The organism is Micromonospora sp. NPDC047074 (genome assembly GCF_040643815.1).
In the GTDB taxonomy this organism is placed as follows: domain Bacteria; phylum Actinomycetota; class Actinomycetes; order Mycobacteriales; family Micromonosporaceae; genus Micromonospora.
In genome coordinates this window covers 49,065-70,609 of record NZ_JBEYVB010000036.1, presented here as the reverse complement: position 1 = coordinate 70,609, position 21,545 = coordinate 49,065, and the positions used below count along the sequence as shown (strand labels likewise).

Annotated in this window: 18 protein-coding genes and 1 pseudogene; 8 read left to right on the top strand and 11 right to left on the bottom strand. The window is 74.3% G+C overall.

Features of this window, described 5'->3' with window-relative positions; all coding sequences use genetic code 11:
- Together ABZ809_RS28200 and ABZ809_RS28195 are read left to right on the top strand one after the other, a co-directional pair.
- A pseudogene (locus ABZ809_RS28200) lies at window positions 1–584 on the top strand (hypothetical protein); the annotation flags it as partial.
- Window positions 585–693: 109 nt separating this feature from the next.
- Entirely contained in the window at window positions 694–1,587 is an 894-nt protein-coding gene (locus ABZ809_RS28195) for an aldo/keto reductase (RefSeq protein ID WP_357565639.1), read from the top strand.
- 24 nt (window positions 1,588–1,611) lie between these two features.
- Here ABZ809_RS28195 and ABZ809_RS28190 read toward each other — a convergent pair whose 3' ends face one another.
- From ABZ809_RS28190 to paaI, 3 genes are all read right to left on the bottom strand, one after another.
- On the bottom strand, window positions 1,612–2,178 hold the full coding sequence (locus tag ABZ809_RS28190) for a dienelactone hydrolase family protein (protein WP_357565638.1): 567 nt from the start codon (window positions 2,176–2,178) through the stop codon (window positions 1,612–1,614).
- Window positions 2,179–2,214: 36 nt separating this feature from the next.
- The gene (locus ABZ809_RS28185) at window positions 2,215–3,324 is read right to left on the bottom strand and encodes a nucleotide disphospho-sugar-binding domain-containing protein (RefSeq protein ID WP_357565637.1); all 1,110 of its coding nucleotides are present in this window, start codon (window positions 3,322–3,324) and stop codon (window positions 2,215–2,217) included.
- Window positions 3,325–3,391: 67 nt separating this feature from the next.
- Window positions 3,392–3,772 (bottom strand): hydroxyphenylacetyl-CoA thioesterase PaaI, encoded by a 381-nt coding sequence (gene paaI / locus ABZ809_RS28180; RefSeq protein WP_357565641.1) that lies wholly within the window; start codon window positions 3,770–3,772, stop codon window positions 3,392–3,394.
- Between the two features lie 258 nt (window positions 3,773–4,030).
- Between paaI and ABZ809_RS28175 the strand changes: the two genes are divergently transcribed.
- The 3 genes from ABZ809_RS28175 to crcB all read left to right on the top strand — a co-directional run bounded on the left by ABZ809_RS28175 (window position 4,031) and on the right by crcB (window position 5,817).
- Window positions 4,031–4,789, top strand: coding sequence for a class I SAM-dependent methyltransferase (locus ABZ809_RS28175; RefSeq protein ID WP_357565636.1), 759 nt, complete (start codon window positions 4,031–4,033; stop codon window positions 4,787–4,789).
- Between the two features lie 93 nt (window positions 4,790–4,882).
- Window positions 4,883–5,458, top strand: coding sequence for a CrcB family protein (locus ABZ809_RS28170; protein ID WP_357565635.1), 576 nt, complete (start codon window positions 4,883–4,885; stop codon window positions 5,456–5,458).
- Window positions 5,455–5,817 (top strand): fluoride efflux transporter CrcB, encoded by a 363-nt coding sequence (gene crcB, locus ABZ809_RS28165; RefSeq protein ID WP_357565634.1) that lies wholly within the window; start codon window positions 5,455–5,457, stop codon window positions 5,815–5,817. Before ABZ809_RS28170 ends, crcB begins: the two co-directional genes overlap by 4 nt.
- 141 nt (window positions 5,818–5,958) lie before the next feature.
- Here the strand turns inward: crcB and ABZ809_RS28160 are convergent, their stop codons facing one another.
- Together ABZ809_RS28160 and ABZ809_RS28155 are read right to left on the bottom strand one after the other, a co-directional pair.
- Window positions 5,959–6,294, bottom strand: coding sequence for a hypothetical protein (locus ABZ809_RS28160; RefSeq protein WP_357565633.1), 336 nt, complete (start codon window positions 6,292–6,294; stop codon window positions 5,959–5,961).
- A 137-nt stretch (window positions 6,295–6,431) separates the two neighbouring features.
- Entirely contained in the window at window positions 6,432–7,679 is a 1,248-nt protein-coding gene (locus ABZ809_RS28155) for an MFS transporter (protein WP_357565632.1), read from the bottom strand.
- A 158-nt stretch (window positions 7,680–7,837) separates the two neighbouring features.
- On the opposite strand from ABZ809_RS28155, the gene ABZ809_RS28150 reads away from it, so the two are divergent.
- Together ABZ809_RS28150 and ABZ809_RS28145 are read left to right on the top strand one after the other, a co-directional pair.
- The gene (locus tag ABZ809_RS28150) at window positions 7,838–8,824 is read left to right on the top strand and encodes a LacI family DNA-binding transcriptional regulator (protein ID WP_357565631.1); all 987 of its coding nucleotides are present in this window, start codon (window positions 7,838–7,840) and stop codon (window positions 8,822–8,824) included.
- A 125-nt stretch (window positions 8,825–8,949) separates the two neighbouring features.
- On the top strand, window positions 8,950–9,648 hold the full coding sequence (locus tag ABZ809_RS28145) for a phospholipase (protein WP_357565630.1): 699 nt from the start codon (window positions 8,950–8,952) through the stop codon (window positions 9,646–9,648).
- Window positions 9,649–9,701: 53 nt separating this feature from the next.
- Here ABZ809_RS28145 and ABZ809_RS28140 read toward each other — a convergent pair whose 3' ends face one another.
- Together ABZ809_RS28140 and ABZ809_RS28135 are read right to left on the bottom strand one after the other, a co-directional pair.
- Window positions 9,702–10,178 carry a cupin domain-containing protein gene (locus ABZ809_RS28140; protein WP_357565629.1) on the bottom strand — a complete coding sequence of 159 codons (477 nt, stop codon included), beginning with the start codon at window positions 10,176–10,178 and terminating at the stop codon, window positions 9,702–9,704.
- A gap of 27 nt (window positions 10,179–10,205) precedes the next feature.
- Window positions 10,206–10,685: an Rrf2 family transcriptional regulator gene (locus ABZ809_RS28135; protein ID WP_357565628.1), complete on the bottom strand. Its 480-nt coding sequence runs from the start codon at window positions 10,683–10,685 to the stop codon at window positions 10,206–10,208.
- Between the two features lie 116 nt (window positions 10,686–10,801).
- Here ABZ809_RS28135 and ABZ809_RS28130 point away from each other — a divergent pair, with 116 nt between their 5' ends.
- Window positions 10,802–11,530 carry an HD domain-containing protein gene (locus ABZ809_RS28130; protein WP_357565627.1) on the top strand — a complete coding sequence of 243 codons (729 nt, stop codon included), beginning with the start codon at window positions 10,802–10,804 and terminating at the stop codon, window positions 11,528–11,530.
- Between the two features lie 35 nt (window positions 11,531–11,565).
- On the opposite strand, the gene ABZ809_RS28125 is transcribed toward ABZ809_RS28130, so the two are convergent.
- Genes ABZ809_RS28125 through ABZ809_RS28110 form a run of 4 tightly spaced genes read right to left on the bottom strand, consistent with a single transcriptional unit; the run spans window position 11,566 to window position 21,509 of the window.
- Window positions 11,566–13,662, bottom strand: coding sequence for a DEAD/DEAH box helicase (locus tag ABZ809_RS28125; protein ID WP_357565626.1), 2,097 nt, complete (start codon window positions 13,660–13,662; stop codon window positions 11,566–11,568).
- Window positions 13,663–13,708: 46 nt separating this feature from the next.
- Window positions 13,709–15,022, bottom strand: coding sequence for a BREX system ATP-binding protein BrxD (gene brxD / locus ABZ809_RS28120; RefSeq protein ID WP_357565625.1), 1,314 nt, complete (start codon window positions 15,020–15,022; stop codon window positions 13,709–13,711).
- A complete protein-coding gene (gene pglZ, locus ABZ809_RS28115) occupies window positions 15,019–17,715 on the bottom strand; it encodes a BREX-2 system phosphatase PglZ (protein ID WP_357565624.1) in 2,697 nt (898 codons plus the stop codon). Before pglZ ends, brxD begins: the two co-directional genes overlap by 4 nt.
- Window positions 17,716–17,756: 41 nt before the next feature.
- Complete coding sequence (locus tag ABZ809_RS28110) at window positions 17,757–21,509, bottom strand: hypothetical protein (protein WP_357565623.1); 3,753 nt, start codon at window positions 21,507–21,509, stop codon at window positions 17,757–17,759.
- Window positions 21,510–21,545 lie beyond the last annotated feature (36 nt).

Genomic DNA, 21,545 nt, shown 5'->3' with positions numbered 1-21,545 from the left:
CCGCCACCGCGCCGGCACCGGCCGCCCGCGGCGCCACGCCGGCACCACCGGTCGGGATCGCCACAGCACTCGTCGCGCCGACGCCGCCCGTCGCCCTGACGCCGGCTGTTGCGCGACCGCTGGCCGGCGCGTCGACGCTGGCCGATGCGCTGGTGCCGGCTGCCGCACCGGTGCTGGCCCACGCAGCGACGCTGGACAATGCGCCGTTGCCGGCCGACGTGCCGGTGCCGGCCGACGTGCCGGTGCCGGCCGACGTGCCGGTGCCAGCCGACGTGCCGATGCCGGCCGACCTGCCGATGCCGGCCGACCTGCCGATGCCAGCCGACCTGCCGGTGCCGGCTGGCGCGGGCGGGCCGGCCCGGACCGGGCCGCCGGGGGTGGTGGGGGGCGGCGGTGCCGCGCGGGTGGTGAAACGCGCCGGTGCCGCGCGGGTGGTGGACCTGCGAGGGTGGGCCCCGGCCCGCGCCGAGCCCGCCGGCCGTCGCATCGGCCTGTCGGCCGCCCGGCCGGGCAGGGCGAGCCCACGGGGACGACACGGGCGGGAACCGGTGCGGGACCTGCCGCGGGCACCGACGGCGGCGTGAGTTCCGGGGCACGCCTCCCCCACGATCCAAGCTAACAGCCGAGGGGCGCGGCCGGTATCGGGCGGTGGACCGAGTGCGCGGGCCGGCTGCGGTTGACTAGGTTCGCCCGATGCCAGTCGAAGAGATCACCGCCTCCGCCGCCGGCACCTGGACGCTCGGCGACCGCACCGTACGCCGGATGGGGTTCGGCTCCATGCGGCTCACCGCCGACCCGGACCGGGCGCGGGCCGTCCGCGTCCTGCGTCGGGCGGTCGAACTCGGCGTCAACCACATCGACACCGCCGCCTTCTACGTGTCACCGGGCGGACCGCTCGGCGTCGGCACCGGGGCGCCCCGCCACGCCACCGAACTGATCCGCGAGGCGCTCGCGCCGTACCCGGACGACCTGGTCATCGCCACCAAGGTCGGGCCCTCCTTCGACGAGGCGACCCGGCACCGGGAACTCACCCCGGCCGAGCTGCGCCGGGAGGTGGAGGAGAACCTGCGCCGGCTGGGCCGCGACCATCTGGACGTGGTGAACCTGCGGATCGTCCGGCGGCCGGGGCAGGACTCGGTGGCGGAGCGTTTCGCCGCGCTGGCCGAGCTGCGCGACGCCGGGTTGATCCGGCACCTCGGCCTGTCCAACGTGCGGGTGGACCACCTGCACGAGGCGCGGGCCGTCGCGCCGGTGGTGTGCGTGCAGAACGCGTACGCCATCGAGGTGAACCGGTGGGCCGACGAGTTGCTGCGGGTCTGCGGCGAACTCGGGATCGCCTTCGTGCCGTTCTTCGCGATCGCGGGCGCCCACCGGGAGGCGGGCGCGGGCGACGACCACGACGACGCGCTGCGGGCGGTGGCGCGGGCCCACGGCGCGAGCCCGCACCAGATCCGGCTGGCCTGGACACTGCACCAGGGGCCGCACGTGCTGGCCATCCCCGGCACCGGCGACCCGGAACACCTGGCGCAGAACGTGGCGGCGGGCGCGATCCGGCTCTCCCCCGACGACCTGGCCCGCCTCGGCTGACGGGCCCGGCCGCTCGGGGAGCCGTCAGCGGCCGGCCAGGAAGGCGAGCGCCCGGTCCCAGGTCTGGGCGGTGGCGGCCGGGTCGTGGTCGGGCAGGTCGGGATCGGTGTAGAAATGCCCGACCCCGGGATAGCGGTGGACGCTGAGGTCCGCGCCCGCCCCGGCCATCGCCCGCTGCCACCGGCCCAGCTCGGGTTCCGGGGGATATTCGTCCGGGTCGGCCATGTGCAGCTGCACCGGCAGGCCCGGGCGGACCGCCTCCGGGGCGCCGCCGGCACCGTGCAGCAGCAGCAGCGCGGCGGCGTCGGGGCGCTCGCCCAGCAACGCGCCTGCCATCCCGGCACCCATGGAGAGCCCGGCCAGCACCGCGTCGGGCGGGGCCTCGTGCAGCGCGGCCCGGGCCCGGCCCAGCACGGCCGCCTCGCCGACCCGGTCGAGCAGGGCGAAGCCCTCCTCGATCGTGTCCACGGCCGGCGCGCCGTAGAGGTCGGGGGTGACGACGTGGTGGCCGGCGGCGCGCAGCCGGTCGGCGGCGGCGAGCACGGCGGGGCGCAGCCCGTAGACGGAATGCAACAGCACGACGTGTCCCATGCGGACATCCTGCCCGGCCGGTACGACACGCGGTGGTCAGCGCAACGACTCCAGCCGCCGCACCAGCTCCGTCGGCCCCGGCATGGCGGCGATCTCGCCGCTGACCTGGCGCGCCGCGTCGCGCAGCGCGGTGTCGGTGACGAGCCGGGTCAGGGTGTCGGCGGTGATGTCGCGGCTGCGGGCCGCGATGCCGGCCCCGCGCGCGGCCACCAGCTCGGCGTTGTGCCGCCGGTCGCCCGCCCCGACGGTGGCCAGCTGCGGAACCCCGGCGATCAGGGCGCCGAGGGCGCTGCCCGCGCCGCCGTGGTGGACCAGCGCCGCGCTGGCCGGCAACGCCCGGGAGATCGGGATCCAGTCCACGGTACGCACGTTGCCCGGCAGCCTGCGGCGGGCCAGCCGCGCGTCCGGCCGGACCAGGACGAACTCGGCGTCGACCCGGTCGGCGACGGCGACGACGGCCGGCATCGGGCCGGCGCCGCCGGGGCCGGTGATGGTGCTGCGGCTGACCAGCACCCGGGGTCGCTCCCCCGGCTCGCGCAGCCAGTCCGGCAGCTCGCCGCCGCCCGCGTCGGCGGCGTAGCGCATCGGCCAGCCCTCCTGACGCCGCAGGCTGGGCGGGGCGACGGCGATCGCGGCGGCCGGGGGTGGCAGGTCGGTCAGGCCGTGCCGGCGCAGGGCCGGGCCCAGCCGGGCCAGGGTGGCCCGGGCCAGCTCGGCGCCGTCGAAGAGGGCGTTCTCCTGGCGTACGGCCGGCACACCGCGCGTCGCGGCGGCGATGGCCCCGGCCACCGCGAACGGCTCGTGGATCACCAGATCGGGCCGCCACTGCCCGGCGAGGGCGACCACCCCGTCGGCGAGCTGGTCGTTGACCGCGCCGAAGAGCAGCCCGGCGCCCCGGGTGCCGGCCGTGCCGGCCAGCTCGGCCCGGGCGACGAGCGGGTGCCGCAGCATGATGCCCCGGGCGATCCGTCCGAAGTCGAGCCGCGGGGCGACGTCGCGCACCGCCACCCCGGACCGGGCCGCCCGCAGGCCGTCGGCGGCGGTGGCGACGAGCACCTCGTGCCCCGCCTCGCGCAACGCGGCGGCCAGCGGCAGCAGCGGGAGGACGTGCCCGATCAACGGCGCGGAGACCACCAGCACTCGCACCACGCCGATGCTAGCCGGCACGCACCCCGGCACGGGGAGCAGGAGCGGCCCGGACGGCTGCGGGGACTCAGTCGACGGTCGGCGGCAGGGTGCGGCTCCGGCCCCGGAACTCGGCCACCACCTCGCCGTCGGCCCGGGTGACGGTGACGTCGTAGATGCCGCTGCGGCCGTACCGGGTGCGCTCGGTGGCGCGTGCCGTCAACAGGTCGCCCTCGCGGGCGGGGCGGACGAAGGTGATGTCGCCGCCCGCGGCGACGGTGGCCGGGCCGTGGCTGTTGCAGGCCAACGCGAACGCGGTGTCGGCGAGCAGGAAGACGAACCCGCCGTGGGCGATGGCGTGGCCGTTGACCATCGCGCCGGTCACCCGCATCCGGGCCACCGCCGCGCCGTCGGCGGCGTCCACCAGCTCGATGCCGAGCCCACGGGAGGCGACGTCGGCGGCGAACATGTCGTACGCGGCGTTGCGCCCGGCCACGTCAGCCGTCCCGCCGCTGGCCGACGATCCGCCGCATCCCGTCCACCGACCACTCCGTCTCGTCGGGGCGGCCACCTCGACCGCCACGCTCGCCGATCCCGGCACCGTACGCCGCCGCGGCGCCGGCACCACCGGCGGCCCGGGGCGCACTCTCCCGGCCGGGCCAGCTATTGCAAGTTATTGGCAACAGGGTCTGGACAGGATGCGGATTTCGTAACTAGCCTCAAACGCATGACTCCTTACATCACCGATGCCGCGGCCTGGCAGGAAAGCTGGGACCGGCAGCAGGAGGCGTACCTGCCGGACCGGGAGCACCGGTTCACCGCCATGCTCGACGCGGTGGACGCGGTGCGCGAGGACGGCCGACTCAGGGTGCTCGACCTGGCCGGCGGCACGGGCAGCATCTCCGACCGGGCGCTCCGGCGCTTCCCGCACGCCGAGGTGACCCTGGTGGACCTCGATCCGGCGCTGCTCGCCCTGGCCCACGCCTCGCTGGGCGACCGGGTCACCATCGTCACGGCCGACCTCGGCCGGCCCGACTGGCCCGCCGCGCTCCCCCACCGCGACTACGACGCCGTCCTCACCGCCACCGCGCTGCACTGGTTGCCGGCGGAGCGGCTCGAACGCCTCTACGCCGAACTGCGCGACCTGCTGCGGCCGGGCGGGATCCTGGTCAACGCCGATCACATGCCGGACGACGCGCTGCCGCAGCTCAGCAAACGCCTGCTCGACCGGGCCCGGGACCGGCGGGCGGCCCGGTACGCCGCCGGGGCCGCGCTGTCCTGGACGGACTGGTGGGAGCGGGCGGGGGCGGATCCGGCCCTGGCCCCGCTCGTCGCGCAGCGGCACGCCATCTACCCGACCGGGCACAGCCCGGAGTGGAACCCGCCGGTCTCCTGGCACCTGGCCGCGCTGACGGCCGCCGGGTTCACCGAGGTCGGCACGGTGTGGCGGGGCGGCGTCGACGGCGCGGTCGCCGGGGTGCGCTGACCGGTCGCCGGGACCACCGCACGGCCGCCCTGCCGGGCGCTAGGCTGACCAGCGCGCACCGGGCCCCGCCCGTGACACCGGTGGGGAGGAGCGGTGACCGGATCCGATCCGCGCATCGACCCGGACGTCGACCTGCGCGTACCCGCCGACCGGGGCGAGTTGGCCGCCCGCCCCGGCGCGGTGCTCGGGTCCGTGGCCGCCGGCGGCGCGCTGGGCGCCCTGGCGCGGGCCGGGCTCCAGCACGCCTTCCCGCACGGCCCGACCGGCTTCCCGTGGGCGATCTTCACCGTCAACCTGACCGGGTGCTTCCTGATCGGCGTCCTGATGGCGGCACTCGGCCGGGCCGGCGCCCGTCGACCGCTGCTGCGCCCGTTCCTCGGCGTGGGAATGCTCGGCGGCTACACCACCTTCTCCACGTACGCCGTGGACGTGCGGCTGGCGCTCGCCGCCGGCGCCCCGGAGGTGGCCCTGGGCTACCTGGCGGCGACCCTCGTCGGCGCGCTGGTCGCGGTCTGGCTCGGCGACGCCCTCACCGACCGGCTGCTCCGCCGGACCGCGGCCGGCACCCGGCCGGGCCACTGCCCGCCGGCCCAGGCGCCACCGGAGCCCGCGCCGCCCGGTCAGGGCCCACCGGAGGACGGTACGCGGGAACCCGGGGGCGGCCGGTGACCGTGCTGCTGATCGCACTCGGCGCGGCCGTCGGCGCGCCCCTGCGCTACCTCACCGACCGGGCGGTGCAGGCCCGGCTCGGCACCGCCTTCCCCTGGGGCACGCTGACCGTCAACGTGGCCGGGTCGTTGCTGCTGGGCCTCCTGGTCGGGCTGCCCGTCGGCCCGGCCGTCGGCGCGCTGCTCGGCACGGGCTTCTGCGGCGCGCTGACCACGTACTCCACCTTCAGCCACGAGACGCTGCGGCTGGCGCGCCGGGGGCGCCGGCTCCTCGCGCTGGGCAACGTGCTGTGCGGCGTGGCCGCCGGCCTCGCCGCCGCCACCGCCGGCTTCGCCCTGGCCGGCGTCGTCACCGGCTGAGGCGCGCGGCCCCGACCCGCCGGTCGACCCGGCCCGCCCGGCGCCACAGCCCGCCAGTGCCACGGCCCGCCAGTGCCACGGCCCGCCCGGCGACCCGCCCCCCCCCGGCGCCACGACCCGCACGCTCAACGGCTCGCACGCTCAGCGGGCGCGGCGCTCCGGGTGGGCGCGGTTCCAGGCCCGCATCCGCTCGGGGTAGCCGGTGCGGGCGGCCTCGTACAGCGGCACCGCGTGCTTGCGGGCGATCGAGCCGGCGACGCGCGGCGAGCCGGTGCGCCGGCGGATCCACTCGCCGTCGTGGGCGATCGCGACCACTGTGGTGTCGGTCGCCGTGGTCTCCGGTTCCAGGTAGAACTCCACACCGCGGCGGCTGGCGACGAACGCCTCCAGCGCCGCCAGGTCCTCCCGGGTCGCCTCGCGGTCGAGCTTCGTCGGGGTCCCGTCGGCGGCGCGCGACCGGCGGCTGAACCAGCCCATGCCCGGCTCCTCTCCTCGGCGTCCTCCCAGTGCAGCACCCGGACCTGGCAACGCCCTGCGTGCCGCCTGGGAACGCCCTGCACGGCCCGGGCCCCGGCCGGGCCGACCGTCCGGTCGGCGGGCGGCCATCCGACCGGTCAGTGGGCCGACGGGCGGGCCGGTGGATGGGCCGACGGGCGGACCGGTGGGCGGGCCGCCGGCACCAGGGCGAGGGTGGGCAGCAGCAGCAACGGCACCACGAGCAGGGCGTGCAGGATGCCGACCCGGTCGCCGAGCAGGCCGAGCAGCGGCGGGCCGCCGAGGAACGCCGTGTAGCCGATCACGGCGACCACGCTGAGCCGGGCCGGCGCCCGTGACTCCTCGTCGGCCGCCGCACTCATCCCGACCGGGAAGCCGAGCGACGCGCCGAGCCCCCACAGCGCGACCCCGGTGATCGCCAGCCACCTGGGCCCGGCGAGCACCGCCACGGCCGCGCCGAGGGTGGCGAGCAGGATCGCGCCGGTCAGCACGGGCACCCGCCCCCACCGGTCCAGCAGCACGGTGCCCGCGGTGCGGCCGAGGGTCATGCCGACCACGAAGAGGCCGAAGACGGCGGCCCCGGCCGCCTCGCTGAGGTCGTGGCCGTCGACGAAGGCGACCGCCAGCCAGTCGTTGGCGCTGCCCTCGGCGAACGCCGCCACCAGCACCAGCAGGCCGATGAGCAGGGTGCGCGGCTCGCGCCAGGCGGCGAGCAGGTCACGCCGTCGGTCGGCCGGGGCGGCGGCCTCGCCCGACTCGTCGACCGGCAGGAACGACCGGGCGGCCACCAGCGTGCCGAGCAGCACCACCGACGCCAGCACGACGAGATGCGTGGCGACCGGCAGTCCGAGGCGGGCGGCCCCGGCGCCGATTCCGGCGCCGGCCACGGACCCGAGGCTCCACGCCGCGTGGAAGCGGGGCATGATCGTCCGCCCCAGCCGGCGCTCGACGGCCGCGCCCTCGACGTTCATGGCGACGTCGCAGGTGCCGGAGCCGTAGCCGAGGGCGCACAGGCCGATCGCGACCCCGATGGCGGACCCGCCGAGGCTGGCGGACAGCCCGGCGACGGCCAGCCCGGCCGCGACGAACATGGTCGAGAACGCCACGGTCCGGCCCGTACCGAGCCGCTGGGCCACCAGGCCGGCGGTCGGCATCGCGAGCAGCGCGCCGACGGACATGGCGAGCAGGAGCAGGCCGAGCCCGCCCGGGGTGAGCCCGAGCGCCTCGCGGGCCGCGGGCACCCGGGAGAACCAGGTGGCCACGGCCAGGCCGTTGAGGGCGAAGACCACCGCAACGGCGGTACGGGCGGCCAGCACCGCCGGGGACACCGCCGGGGTCGGCGCGGGCGGGGCGGTGGTGCGGCTCACGGTGGCGGTCCTCTCGCCTCGGACGGTCTGCCGCACGATCGCACACCTGAGAGCGTTACCACGGCAAGCCGGTCCCACCCCTTACCGTCGGGCGGCCCGGAGGAGGATGATGCTGGTCGACCGACCACACGGGAGGGCCTACGACCGGGAGGGCCACGATGACGACGACGCACCGACCACCGACCCTGCGGGAGGTCGCCCTCGCAGCGGGGGTCTCCCGGGCCACCGCCTCGCGCGTACTCGCCGGCACGGGCTACGCCTCGCCCGCCACCCGGGAGCGGGTGCAGGCTTCCGCCGACCGGCTCGGCTACGTGCCGAACCCGGCCGCCCGCGCGCTGGTCCGGGGCACCGGGGTACGGCTGGTGGTCGCGGTGTCCGGCACCGCCCCGACGGTCCTCGACGACCCGTACGTCGACCGGGTGGTCGGCGCGGCCGCCCGGGTCTGCGCGCCGTACGGGCTCGGGGTGACGCTGCACTGGCTGCCCACCCGGGCGCCGGGTGCGGTGCGCCGACTGGCCGAGGACCGCGGCGTGGGCGGGATCGTCCTGCTCAACACCACCGAGACGGTGCTCGACGCGGTGCCGGCGGGGCTGCGCGGCCGGGTGGCCTCGATCGGCATCGGCTCCGCCCTCGTCCCGGCGTACGACGTGGACAACGGCGGCGGCACGGAGGCGGTGGTCCGGCACCTGTACGCCACCGGGCGCCGCCACATCGCCATGGTGACCGGGCCCCGCTGGCTGTCGTGCGCCGGCCGGTCCGTCGGCGCGTACCGGCGGGTGATGCGCGACGCGGCCCTGCCCGTACGGCTGGTCCGGGGGAACTTCAGCGCGGCTCGGGGCCGGGCGGCGGCCCGGGAGGTGCTGGAGCGCTGGCCGGACACGGACGCGATCGTGGGCAGCAGCGACGCGACCGCCTTCGGGGTGCTCGACCGGCTGCGTGCCGACGGCGTCCAGGTGCCCGGAGACGTCGCGGTCACCGGCTTCGACGACGTCCCGCTCGCCGCGATGACCACCCCCGCGCTGACCACGGCGACCCACCCGGTGGCGCAGATCGCCACGGCGGCGGCGACGGCCGTGCTGGCCGGGCGGCCGGTGCCGCCGTCGACGGTGTTCCCGTCGCGGCTGGTCCGCCGGGTCAGCGGCTGAGCCGGCACGCCGGCCGCTCAGCGGCGCAGCCGGCACGCCGGGCGGGCCCGCGCCGGTGGGATTGACCAGGGGGCAGACGGGTATCCGCCGGCGCATGCCCGCCGAGGACGAGGAGCGGTGATCCCGTGGTCGAACCCGCGCCGCCCCACCGGCAGCCGGAGGAGAACCCCCGGCACGGCCGGCTCACCGCCCGCCCGGCCGCGCCGACCGCCCTGGCCGCCGCCGGGTTGGCGCCGCTGACCGACGCGCACGGCGCGCCACTGGCGATGGTGTACGCGCCGGAGCCCCTCGACGGTCCGCCGTACACGTTGGTGCTGCTCCTGCACGGGGCCGGCGGCTCGGCCCGGCAGGGGCTGGACCTGCTGCTCCCGATCGCCGACGCGCACCGGCTGCTGCTGGTCGCCCCGCAGGCGGCGTCGAGCAGTTGGGACCTGATCGTCGAGGGCTTCGGGGTGGACGTCCGGCGCATCGACGGCCTGCTGGCCACCGCCTTCGCCGGCTACCCCGTCGCGCGGGTGGCGTTCGGCGGGTTCTCCGACGGCGCCTCGTACGCCCTCACCCTGGGCCTGACCAACGGCGACCTGGTCGACGCCGTGGTGGCCTTCTCCCCCGGCTTCGCCGCGCCGCTGGTCACCCACGGCCGGCCGCGGGTCTACGTCTCGCACGGTGTCGACGACCCGGTGCTGCCGGTCGACGTGTGCAGCCGCCGCCTGGTCCCCCGCCTGCGCGCCCTGGGCCACGACGTCACCTACGACGAGTTCGCGGGCCCGCACGAGGTCCCCTCGGACGTCCGCGCCCGCGCTGCCGCCTGGCTGGCCCGCTGACCGGCGCGGCAGCGGGGCGACGCCCACCCGACCCGCCGGCCGGCGCGGCAGCGTCAGGGCCGGGAGCGCCAGCGCGGGCTGTCGACGTAGTGGTTGTCGAACCGCTCGCCGCTCGCGGCGATCTCGGCCGGATCCGCCTCGCCCCGGTGGACCCGCTCCAGCAACCGGTAGTAGTCGAACCGGTCGATGCCCGGGGTGAACACCACCAGTACGTCGGCGGCCTCGTCGCGGGCGGGCGCGAACGCGTGCGGGGTGTGCGCCGGCACGACCAGGAAGTCGCCCCGGCGCAGGGTGCGGATCTCGTCGCCGACCAGCACGTCCAGGACGCCGTCGAGCACGAAGAACGACTCGGCGGCGCGGGTGTGCAGGTGCGGTGGCGCGCCGGGTGAGCCCCGGTGCAGGGTGGCCCGGTTGGCGGTGAGCGCGTCGCCGGTGGCGCCGGCGTCGGCCAGCAGGGTGATCAGGCTGGTCGGCCCGTCGGCGAGCACGGTGGCGTCGGCGGCCCGGACGTGTACGGGTGCGCTGGTCATGAAACTGTCCTCCCTGGACGGTCGTGCTCAGGTGAGCGGCGCGGTGAGCCGGTCGCGGGTGTTGCCGGGGGTGTCCGGGTAGCGCTGCTCGACGGCGGCGCGCAGGTCGGCCAGCGTCTGCCCGGCCAGCTCGCGCCGCCAGGCGAGGTCCGCCCGGCGCATCGCCTGCGAGACGAGGCAGACCTGCCGGTAGTCGACGTCGCCGCGACCGCCGGGCCCCTGGCGCAGGATCTGCTCGCAGCGGAACGCCTCCTCCGCGCCCTCGATCGCGACGACCACGTCCAGCATGGTGATCGCCTCGGGCGCCCGGGCCAGCCGGAACCCGCCGCGCGGGCCGGAGGTGGACGAGAGGATCCCGGCCCGCACCAACGCCTGCAACTGCTTGTTCAGGTACGCCGTCGGAAGTTGGTAGAAGGCGGCCAGGCGGGCCGCCGACACCGCCTGGCCCGGCTCGGACCAGGTCAGGTTGAGGCAGCTGTGCAGGGCCCACTCGACGCCCTCGGTCATCCGCATATTCTGGATACTAGATATCCAGGATTGGCGACGTCAAGGATTCCTCCCCTCAGGTCGGGTGACCGACGCCGGGGACCCGCATCCCGGTGAAGATCCGCTATAAGTGGCGCATGGAGTTTCCCGCCTACCTGGCCACCATGCCGATGCACGCGATCACCGAGATCCACGGCGAGCCCGGCCTGCTGGCCCGGTTCCGGCTGGAGCTGCGCGCGTTCGACGAGGCCGCCCGGGAGCGGCTCACCGAGGCCCTCGACCTGGCGGCCGAGCTGCACCGCGACGACCGCCGGGTCCGCGAGCCCTACCTGAACCACCTGCTGCGGGTGGCGATCCGGATGATGCACCACTACCAGGTCCGCGACGTCGACGTCATCGTGGCCGGCCTGCTGCACGACGCGGTGGAGGACCACCCCGAGGAGCTGGCCGGCGCGCACGACGGCGAGGACGCCACGGCCGCCGCCCTGGCCGTACTCGCGGACCGCTTCGGCCCGCGGGTCGCCCGCCTGGTCGCGGCCGTCACCAACCCGGCGTACGACCCGGAGCGGGACAAGCACGTCCAGTACCGGGAGCACGTGGCGGCCAGCCTGGACCGGGAGCCGTGGGCGCGGGTGATCAAGATCTCCGACTTCACGGACAACGGGGTGGGCGTCATCCACACCGTCGGGCCGAAGGTGGTCTCGTCGGCGACGAAGTACCGGCCGCTCGTGCCGGTCTACCGGGAACTCGTCACCCGGCCGGACACTCCCCTGTCGGCGCCCGTCAAGGAGCACATCCTCGGGCAGCTCGACCTCGCCGAGGAGCGCTTCAGCGCCATCCTCGACGAGCCACCCCACCCGAACTGACGAGCAGGCCGGGCGCCCACCGCTCCCGGCCCTTGTCAGCCCGCGAGGTACACGGTCCGGACGGGTTCGCCGAGCACCGCGCGTGCCGCCGGTAGGTCAGCCAGCCGCGCGGCCAGGGTAGCCACCGCCAGCCGCTCGGGAAGCGCCGCGCTGAACTTGAGTCCGGCGAGCGCCCTCTCGGTGACGTCCGGGAGACATACCCGCTCGGCGGCGTCAGCCATGGCCGCCAGCATCATGTCCCGGTCGACGTCGGGTCGCAGCCGGATCGAGGCGTCGTCGTGGCGCTGGGTCGGGTCGGCGATCTCGCTGAGGGTGGCGATCAGCGTGGCGTTGGCCCGGAAACCGGCCCACGTCCACCACCTGGTCTCGCCGTCGCCGTCGCGGGCGACCACCGTGCCGCCCGGATGAACGAGAGAGACGGACTCCTCACGCAACATGGCGAGCCTGGTACTGGCCCGCCCGGTGAGGGCAACCGGCGGGTCGGTGCCGAGGAGCACGTCGCGGATTGCCCGGACCATCCGGTACGACAACCCTTGCGGTGAGCCACCAGCCATCCAGAGCGCCTTGCCACCGCCCTCGGCGGGCTCCACGAAGCAGCGCCGCCGCTTCCAGTCGATGTGGGTGACCCGCCAACTCCTGCCCGCGAGCAGCAGCAGTCGGGGACCCTGAACCTTCGCGGTGAGAAGGGCCGGATCGGTCCGGCCGATCTCGGTACGCCCCGAAAGCACAGTGAACTGGGGTGGAGCGGTGAACACCGCCAGCATGTCCATGAAGTGCCGTCGACCGAACCGCAGTTCCGCCTCCGGCCCGATGAAGAGCATCCCGGAATCGACGTCGAGGTAGCCGCGATCGACGAGGTTCCGCACGATCACGCCGGCGCTCTTGTCGAAGGGGGCCAGGCCGTTCCACTCCCCCGGCCACACCTGGTCACCGACGCGGTGCCGCTGAAGCGACAGCGCCAGCACCTGCTGGGCCACGATGTGCCGAGGCTCCGGCGGCGGCACGACCGCCTCGACCCAACCCTGCGACCAGAGGTGCAGCAGCCCGGCGGCGTGTAGCAGCCCTTCCCCGTCGAGCGCCAGGAAGAGGCAGTTCCGGCTGCTACCGGGCCGCCGTCCGGTCCGGCCGATCCGCTGGAGGAAGGCGGCGACGGTGCGCGGCGCGCCGATCTGGATGACCCGGTCGAGATCACCCACGTCGATGCCCAGTTCGAGCGTGCTGGTCGCCACGATGACGCAGTCCCGTTCCTGCGCGAACGCCTCCTCCGCCCGCCGGCGCTCGTCGACCGAGAGCGACGCGTGGGAGAGGAACGTCGTCACGTCGAGCGCCCGCAGACGCTGGCCCAGTTCCTCGACCAGCGCGCGGGAGTCGCAGAACACGAGCCGCTTCTCGCCCCGGTGCAGGGCCGCGATCACCTTGGCCGCGTTGTGCACGGACCCGACGTAGTCCAGTTCGACGTCGCCGGCTGGTCGCCGTACCGCCGTAGCGCCGGCCAGCGTGGCGATGCCGGGCGCGATCACCCGCGCCGGTCGCCGTCCCCGGCCGGCGCCCTGCAGCCAGCCCAACAGCTCATCGGGATTACCGACGGTCGCGGAGAGACCGACCCGTTGCACCGGGCGGCCCGCCACCCGGGACAGGCGTTCCAGGACGGCCAGCAGGTGCCACCCTCTGTCGTCCCCGGCGAACGCGTGCACCTCGTCGACCACGATCGTCCGAAGCTGCCCGAAGAACTCGTCGTGATCCACGGCGACGCTGACCAGCATCGACTCCAGGGATTCCGGCGTGGTGAGCAGGACGTCAGGACGCTCCCGGAGAATCGTCCGGCGCCGTCCCATGGTGACGTCGCCGTGCCAGAGCGCCGCGCGGCGGCCGAGCCATCCCGTGTAGGCCTCCAAGCGGGGCAGGAGGTTGTTGAGCAGCGCCTTCAGCGGACACACGTAGAGCACGCAGGTGCCCGACCAGTTCTCCTGCGCCATCCGGGACAGCAGCGGAAACACCGCAGCCTCGGTCTTGCCGCCGGCCGTGGGCGCGAGGAGCAGAGCATCCTCGCCGGCCAGGAGCGGCCGCACGGCGGCATCCTGCAACGGCCGCAGGGCCGGCCACTGCAGCGTGTTCACAACGTGATGCAGCACGACCGGATGCAACAGCTCCGCGCCACTCGTCATGACCAGGTCGTTCCTACAACTCGAGCGCGACCTCGTCGGCGCTGCTCGCGTTGCGCTCGACGTCGGTCATCTCGGTGGCGGTCAGGCTCAGCGCGTAGTGCTGTCGGGGGTCGAACTCGGGGAACTGGTCCACCCGGTCGAGCACCTCCCCCACCAGCTTCTTCAGGAACAGGCGCGGGGCCACCCCCACCTTGCCGCCCAGTCCGCCAGCGATTGCGCGTGCCAGGTCGCTCAGGTACCCGTCGTCGACCAACCGGAGCACCCGGTCTGGGGCAGCTGACCCGTCCGCGTACAGGTCGCGCACCCGTCCGCCCAACTCGACCAGGGAATCGACGCTGAAGCCGGGCAGCCGGATCTGCACGGCGCGCGGATTGTCGAACCGGGCGTCGGTGGCGAAGTCGACGGCGAGCCGCTGCGCCAGTGGCGCGAGCCGCTGCACACCCTGTGGTCCTTCGAAGAAGGCCGGGGTGCCGGTGATGACCAGGTACAGCCCGGGGAACCGCCCCGAGTGCACCTCGTCGATGAGCTGACGCAACGCATTGAGCGCCTTGTCCCGGGCATCCGAGCGGACCCGCTGGAGCGTCTCCACCTCGTCGAGCACGAGCAGCAGGCCAGGATGTCCGCTGTCACGCAGCACGGCGAGCAGCCCCTGCAGAAAGCTCAGCGCGGCGAAGTGGTCCAGGTCGCCCTTGACGCCGGCGACCCGGCGGGCGGCTGCGGCGACGTGCGGCTGCCCCCCGAGCCAGGCAAGGATCGCGTCGGCCGTCGCCGAATCTCCGCCGAGGGCAGCGCGCCGGTAGCCGCGCAGCGCGGCCGCGAAGGCGGGGGCGCTCCGGCTCACCGCGGCGAGTCTCTGATCAAGCAGCGCGGCGACCGCTCGGTCGAGGGCGTCGACGTCGTCGGGCGCGACCTCGCCGGCAGCGAGGACGTCCTCCTCCAACGCGTAGAACCAGCCGTCGACGACCGGGCGCAGCGCGCTCGGCGGAAACGTGGAGGTGCTCAGTCGCTCCGTGAGCCGCCGGTAGACGGTCTCCAGCCGGTGCAGCGGCGTCTCGTTCTCGGAGACCTGCACCTCGGCGGTGGCGAGGTTGGCCCGCCGGGCGCGTTCGGCGATCCAGCGGGTGAAGAACGTCTTGCCGGAGCCGTACTCGCCTCGAACGGCCTTGAAGACCGCCCCACCGGCTGCGACGGCGTCGAGGTTCTCGCCGACCACGGTGCCGAACCGGTCGAGCCCCACCGCGAGAAGGTCCAGGCCGGCGGACGGCACGGCACCTCGCCGCAGGGCGTCGATGACCTCTCGGCGGCGGGCCGGGCTGACGCCAGTCACGAGGGGCCTCCGGGCAGGCGGAACTGTTCCCGTAGCAGCCCCAGGTCCAGCCGTACCGTACGGGCGTTGTCGGTCAGCGAGAGCACCGGGTAGTTGTCGACGTTGAAGATTCGTTGCAGCGCGTTGACGAAGCCGGTGGCCCGTGCGGGCACCTCCCCGGCCCGCTGGGCCAGCACCGCCGCTGGCAGCACACCTTTGGCGTCTACCAGGGCGTCCATCGCCGCCTCGATCTTCCGCCGATCGACCCGGCGCGGCGTCAGGCCGTGCTGCGCCTCGAACAGCTCCGTGGCGAGCAGAGCCGCCACCAGATCACCTTCGCCGGCCGGCGGCGCCGCCGCGGTCGCGCTGGTCGCCTCCGGTACGTCGAACAGCGCGTCCCCGGTGACGGCCGGCGTTTTCCGGCGCGTCCTGGGCGCGGGTGCCGACGTCACAGAGGTGGCCAGCGGGGTGGCGGGTGCGCTCGCCTGCCACCACTCCGGCTGGCGAGCCTCGACCGGCGCCCAGCCGGCTGGCGGCTCAACGACGTTCGGCAGCAGGAAGGCCAACAGCGGAATGGTCACCTCGGCGAGCGAGGCCCCACCGTGATAACCCGCCTTGCTGGGCCGGTAACGCATCAGGGGGTCCCACAACGCGATGATCCGCCTGCCATCCGCGACCACACGCGGGCCGTTCAGCTCGATCTCGCCCGGCGCGACCGGGCCAGGGCCGGTCCGGTGCCGCGCGGAAGCGGCGTCAGGGGCCTTCACGTGCTGGCCGCCGCGTTCGAGGACGTGCCCGTGGTCGCTGGTGACGAGTATCGCGCGACCAGACGATCGCGCCTGGTCGAGCAGGCTGCGCAGGAACCCGAGATCGTCGAGTTGCCACCCGGCCTCGTCGCCCTCCCGGCCGTGGGCCAACGATTCGTCCACCGTGTTGATCACCACCGCGACCACGGGTGCCGGACCGGCCACCGCCGCGGCAAGCTCGCCAGCGAACACCTCGCCCGCGCCGCCCCGCGCCGGGCCCTTGTGGAAGATCCGCGAGTCCTTGCCCCAACGGCCGTCGGCGAAGAGTTTCTTCTCGTGCTCCTGGCTGCCGGAACGCAGCGCGCCGGCGAAGAGCGATGTCCGGCAGACAGCGGTCAGCGTGGGAATCGCCGCCACCAGGCTTCGCCGTCGTCCCGTGCCTGCTCGGGCCAGCGGGTCGTACTCGATCCAGTGCTGGGACAGCTCGTCGGCCAGCTGCACCGCGACGGCGGCGCTCATCCCGTCGAGGACGACGAGCAGCACCGGTCGGTCCGCACGGATCAACGGCTCGACGACTCGTGGGAGGAGGTTCTCGACGGTGAGCAGGTCGCCATCATTGCCCGGCCCGGCGGTCGCCCAGGCACCGAGACGCCGAGCGAAGGCACCGTCGAGTTCCCGGCGCCGCGCCTGTGCGCGATCGTGGATCTGCCGGAACGCCTGCTGCAGCTCCGGATGGGCGTCCTCGCCGGCCCAGACATGATGGAGCGCCAGGTCGACCCAGCCCCACTCGGCGATCTGCCGATCCACGCCGTCCGCGACGCTCTCGGGCGGGGCCACGTCGGTGTCGAGCCAGCGGACGAGGCGCTGCGCCATCCGGATCCGCGTGAGCCGCACCGACTCCGACCCTGCCAGCCGGTGCTCGGCGAGATGCTCCACCGCTCGTTCCAGTGCGGTGTCCGCCGCGTCGTGCAGCCCGCCCAGCAGTGCCCGGGCCGCGACGCCGATCCGCTGGTTGAACCCGGTGCGCAGGATCGAGCTGTGCCCGGCACTGCCGGCAGCGTTGAACTGGACGAGCAGTTCCTCGGCCCGGTCGAGCACGGCGTGCCCCTGCCGCCGCACGTCCGCATCGGCGGCGGCGAGCAGGCCGTCGACCACCTGCACGGCCGCCTCGGCGAATCCCCGCACGGTCGCGTCGTCGTTCAGGCTGCCGAAGTACTGGTCGACCCGCCCCTGGGCACGTACCGCCTCGGCGCTCTCGGTGCTCCACAACGCGTCACAGACCAGGCCGAGAGGCAGTGCCTCCGACCCGCGCCCGGCCGCGGTCAGCGCGAACAGGGCTTTGGCCGGCCGGCCGAACTGTTCCACGAGCCAACGGCTCAGCCCGTCCTGCTCCTCCTCACGCAGCAGGCCGTATGCCGCTACTCCGCCTGGCTGGGCGCTCCAGCGCAGAAGGGTGGCGGCATCGAGGTCGTCCGGGTCCTCGCCCCGCCGGCCGAGGCCCAGGCGCACGGCAGCCAGGTGCCGCAGCGCGACGTCGCGGGTGAGCACCGCGGTGGTCAGCTTGGGCCAGCCCGCCGCGGGCATCGCGTCGAGCAACGCGACGCCGGCCCACGACTCCCGCTCGAGAGCCGGATCCGGCAACTGCGCGCCGAACGCGTCCACTACGAGGTCCCACGGCTCGACCGTGATGACCCGCTCCCGGAAGATCCGGCTCCGGACACCGTGGTGCAGCACGGACTCCGGGACGTCGGTGAGTAGCACCAGCACCTCGTCGTCGCGATCGGCGACGAGGTGCTCCCAGACCGCGAGCGGCGAGACGCACGGCTCGATCCGGGCGCGACGACCGTCGGGCAACACCATGGTCGGGTCGTGCGGCCACGCCGGCTCGGCGCGGACCACGATCACCGGGTGCGCCTCGCCGGTGCGGTGCCTGTCGAGTTGCTGCGTCACCTTCTGACGCAGAGCCACTGGGCTGATGCGTAGGGCCTGAGCAGGGGCGGGTGCCTGAGTCACGGCACGATTCTCCAGCTCACCTCGATCGTGGCGCCCGGGTGGTCGGCCGCGAAGGCGCGCAGCTTCTCGACCGCCTGGTCGACGTCGGCTGCCGGCAGGGTGGCCTCGCTTCTCGGGCCGATCACCCTGTCGCCGCCCCCGTCGGGCTGCACCTCGACACCGGGCTTCGGGTCGACGACCTTGCGTGGCTGGTCGTCGACCAGCTCCCGGCTACGGGTGACCCGCCGGATCAACGCCACCGCGTCGGACTGTGCCCGGCGCAGGGCCGGGGACAGCGGGGCGGTCAACTCGTCGGCTTGGCCGACCTGGCGCAGCGCGGTGAGGATCGCCGTCGCCTCGGCGGCCCAAGTGCCGCCGAGACCGCTGATGATCTCGAAGTTGTCCCAGGACGCGGCGGCGAGATCGGCGGACACCTGGGCGGCGCTCTTGATGCTCTTCCCCGTCCGGTCGGCCGGGCCGCCGAGTTCGGCGCGGGCGAGGCGCTCCACGGTCTCCACGGCAGAATGCGAGCCGGCCAGACCTTCCAGCAGGTCCGCGGCGACGCGGGCGGTGCCGAGCCTGCCAACGGTGGACTCCGTGTCGATGCCCAGCCACCTCGCGTGCCGTTCGAGCCGGTCGACAAGCCCGTGCGCCGCTTCGCGGTAGCGATTCGCCTGGGTGATCAGGTCACGGCCGAACATTGCCACGAGCCGGCCCCGCCGCAACGCGATCGGCTGGAACCCGAAGACGGCCGCGGCGTGGGCACGAGCGACGTCCCAGTCCTCCTGGCCAGGTAGGCGTTCCTCGCGCAGGGTGTGGTCGGCCGAGATCCGGCCCGGGTCGGGCGCCGGGACGAGCGGGCTGCCGTGGTGGTGGAACGCGCGGTCGGTCTGTTCGGCGAAGGCGGCCACGACGAGCTGCGCCACGATCGGGTCGAGGCCGCGTGCCTGCGGCTGGTCGATCCAACGCAGCAGGTCGGCCACCCGCAGCTCGCCCGCGATGCCCTCGGTGGCGGCCTTGTGGTGGAAGTGCTGAGCCCACTGCCCCTCGATGACGAATGCCGCCTCGTGCATGGTCCCGAGCCCGAGCGGGTTGGCGATCCGGCGCAGCGTCTGCCGGTGGGCCCGGTCCACCTCGACCCGGCCCTCGGGCGACTCCACCGCCTGCCGGACGTGGTCGAGGACGACCTTGACCTCGGGCAGGCGTACGGCCTCGCCCTTGCGGTCGGGGTCGAAATCCGGGTGCGCGGGAAACTGTTGACTGAGCATCTGGTCGCCGAGGCTGCGCAGCGCGTCGTTGAAGGTCGCACCCATCGGCAGCTTCGGCTCGAGGGCGCGGGTGAGCGACTGGAGGTGGTCGTCGAATCCGAGCTGCACGTCGGTGGGCTGCTTGGTGGCCAGCCCGTACGCCTGCCGCAGTACACCCTGGATCTTGGCGATCAGGGCGCTGCGCTGGTTGGTCAGCGCGGCCTGCGCACGGCGCCGGTCGTCAGGGTTGAGGTGTTCGGCATGACTGTCGAAGCGCTGGCCTTCGAGCAGCTTGTCGATGATGGCGAGCTTGCCCAGATCGGTGCGGCGCTCGACGGTCAGCGCCGCCGGAATCCAGCAGAGCGTTCGAGAAATCGTCCGGCTGGTCAGCTCCTGCACCCGCTGCCGGTCGTCGGCCGGGCCGTGGCTGCCGTCGTCGAAGGGATAGTCGATGATCATGCGCCAGCCGGCGGGGTCGTTCGGGTGGAACGCCTCGTCCCGGATGTCGTGCGGGTCGCGTACGTTGCCGTAGACGAGTTCGATCGAGCGGCGGCTCCCCCGCCAGGTGAGCCCCGCCTCGGCGAAGAAGGAGTCGCTCCACGGCACACCGAGCTGCTGCCAGAGCAACCGCTGCACGAGATGCTTGCGGGCGCCCTCGTTGTCGTAATGCTTGGCGGTTGCCAGCACGCTGTCGACGTCGACGCCGACCAGTTCCAGGGAGACCACCGGGTCGTCACCCTCGCCGATGCGGACCTCGGCGAACCGGCCCGCCCAGTCGGCGAGCTTGCGGCTGACCTGGGCGACCTCACCGCCGGGGATCGGGCTGGTGATGCTGCCGTGGTTGAGCGCGGACAACCGCCGGGCGGTCAGGTTTCGCAGCGCCGGCACGCTGGGCGCGAGTGCCGCCAGCAGCAACGTCTTGATCAACCGGTCGTCGCCGGTGAAGGCCCGGATCCGGCCCGTCGTCTCGGCGGGGCGCGGATCGCCGCGGCGGGCCGCGTCGAGGTCGTCGTCGGTGAGGTCGTACTGGCCGAGGAGGTACGGACGCAGCTTCACGTCGTAGAGCTTCTGGGCCATCTCGAACTCGGCTTTGAGCTTCTCGGTGAAGGGCTGGTCGCCGCCGCCGCTGATCACGTCGTAGAGGTCACCGAGCGGCACGAGTTGACCGAGGCGCAGCGTGTCGCGACGGTCGACCAGCAGCTGGCGCATCAGCTTCAGAGCGGTGCGGGAGCGCTGCAGCGCGCTGGAGACGTGCACGAGCGTGGAGAGGAACGCGGGGCTGAACGGGTACGTCGACCGGAAGGCGTCGATGTCGGCGCCACTGCCGGAGTCGGTGCCGAGCAGGGTGTCGAAGACCTCCCGGCGTACCTTCGTGGTGGCGTCGAAGGCCCGGCCGATGGCCTCGCCGGCCGCGGTGTCGCGGGGTTTGAGCAGCCGGCGGCGCGCGATCTCCGGGAGGTTGCGGTCCTCCAGCTTGATCACGTCGAAGCGGCCACTGGCCAGGTTGAGGGTGTCCTGGTAGCTCAGCTCGTTGGCGCCCGTCACCTCCTCGCCGACGAGTTCACGCAGGTCGCGCTGCCGGGCGATGAAGCTGATCACCGGGATGGGCCGGCGGGTGTCGCCGCCCTCGACGAAGTTGGTGATCTTCTGGATCTCGCGGGAGACGAACTGCTGGTCGCCGATGGAGTTGGCGAGCCAGAGGATCAGCTCGTCGAGGAAGAGGATCAGCCCGTGGTAGCCGAGCTCCTTGGCGTGGCGGCTGATCTCGGTGAGGCCCCGGTCCAGCGAGACGAACGCCTCGGCGTCCTCCCGCGCGTTGCTGAAGAAGCCCCTGTTCCAGCTTGTCAGCAGGTCGTTGACCAGCTTGCGGCGCAGTTCGTCGGAGTATGCCCCCGCGAACGCCTGGTCGAGCCGCTCAGGCGTCCAGAAGGTCTCGCTCTCGCCCCACTCGTCCTCGGCGTCCCCGCCGGGCAGTCCCTCGATGAACTGCTTGTCGCCAATTTTCTCCCGCAGTGCGGCGGCCTGGTCCAGCAGCGCGTCGGTGCGGTGCACCGCCGGGATGAGCGCCTCGGGGTGCAGCGCGCGGACCCGGTCGACGTAGCCGCCGAGCACCCGCTGCTCCAGGGACCGGGCATCGAGCAGGTGGTACGGCACCAGCAGGAACTTGCGGCCGTCGAGCCAGACGCTGTGCTTCGCGATCAGCGGCGCGAACTCGTCCCGCCCCCGGGCTGCGGGCTCGCCGCGTAGCAGCGCGTGCAGCACCGCCATGAAGTGCGACTTACCGGAGCCGAAGGAGCCGTGCAGGTAGGCGGCCTTCGAGGCGTGCCCCTCGACCGCGGAGCGGATCAGCCCGAGCGCCTCGTCGAAGTTGCCGAGCAGCCGATCCGTGACCACATAGTCACGAAGGGTGGAATCGGCGTCGGCAACGCTGTCGGCGAGCTTGAGCACGAAGTCGCTCGTGCTCGTGCGCTCCGGGATGTCGATGAACTCCCGGAGCAGCGGCGCGGGGGTGGGCGAAGACATGCCGCATACCGTACCGAGAACCGCGACGAGCACCCC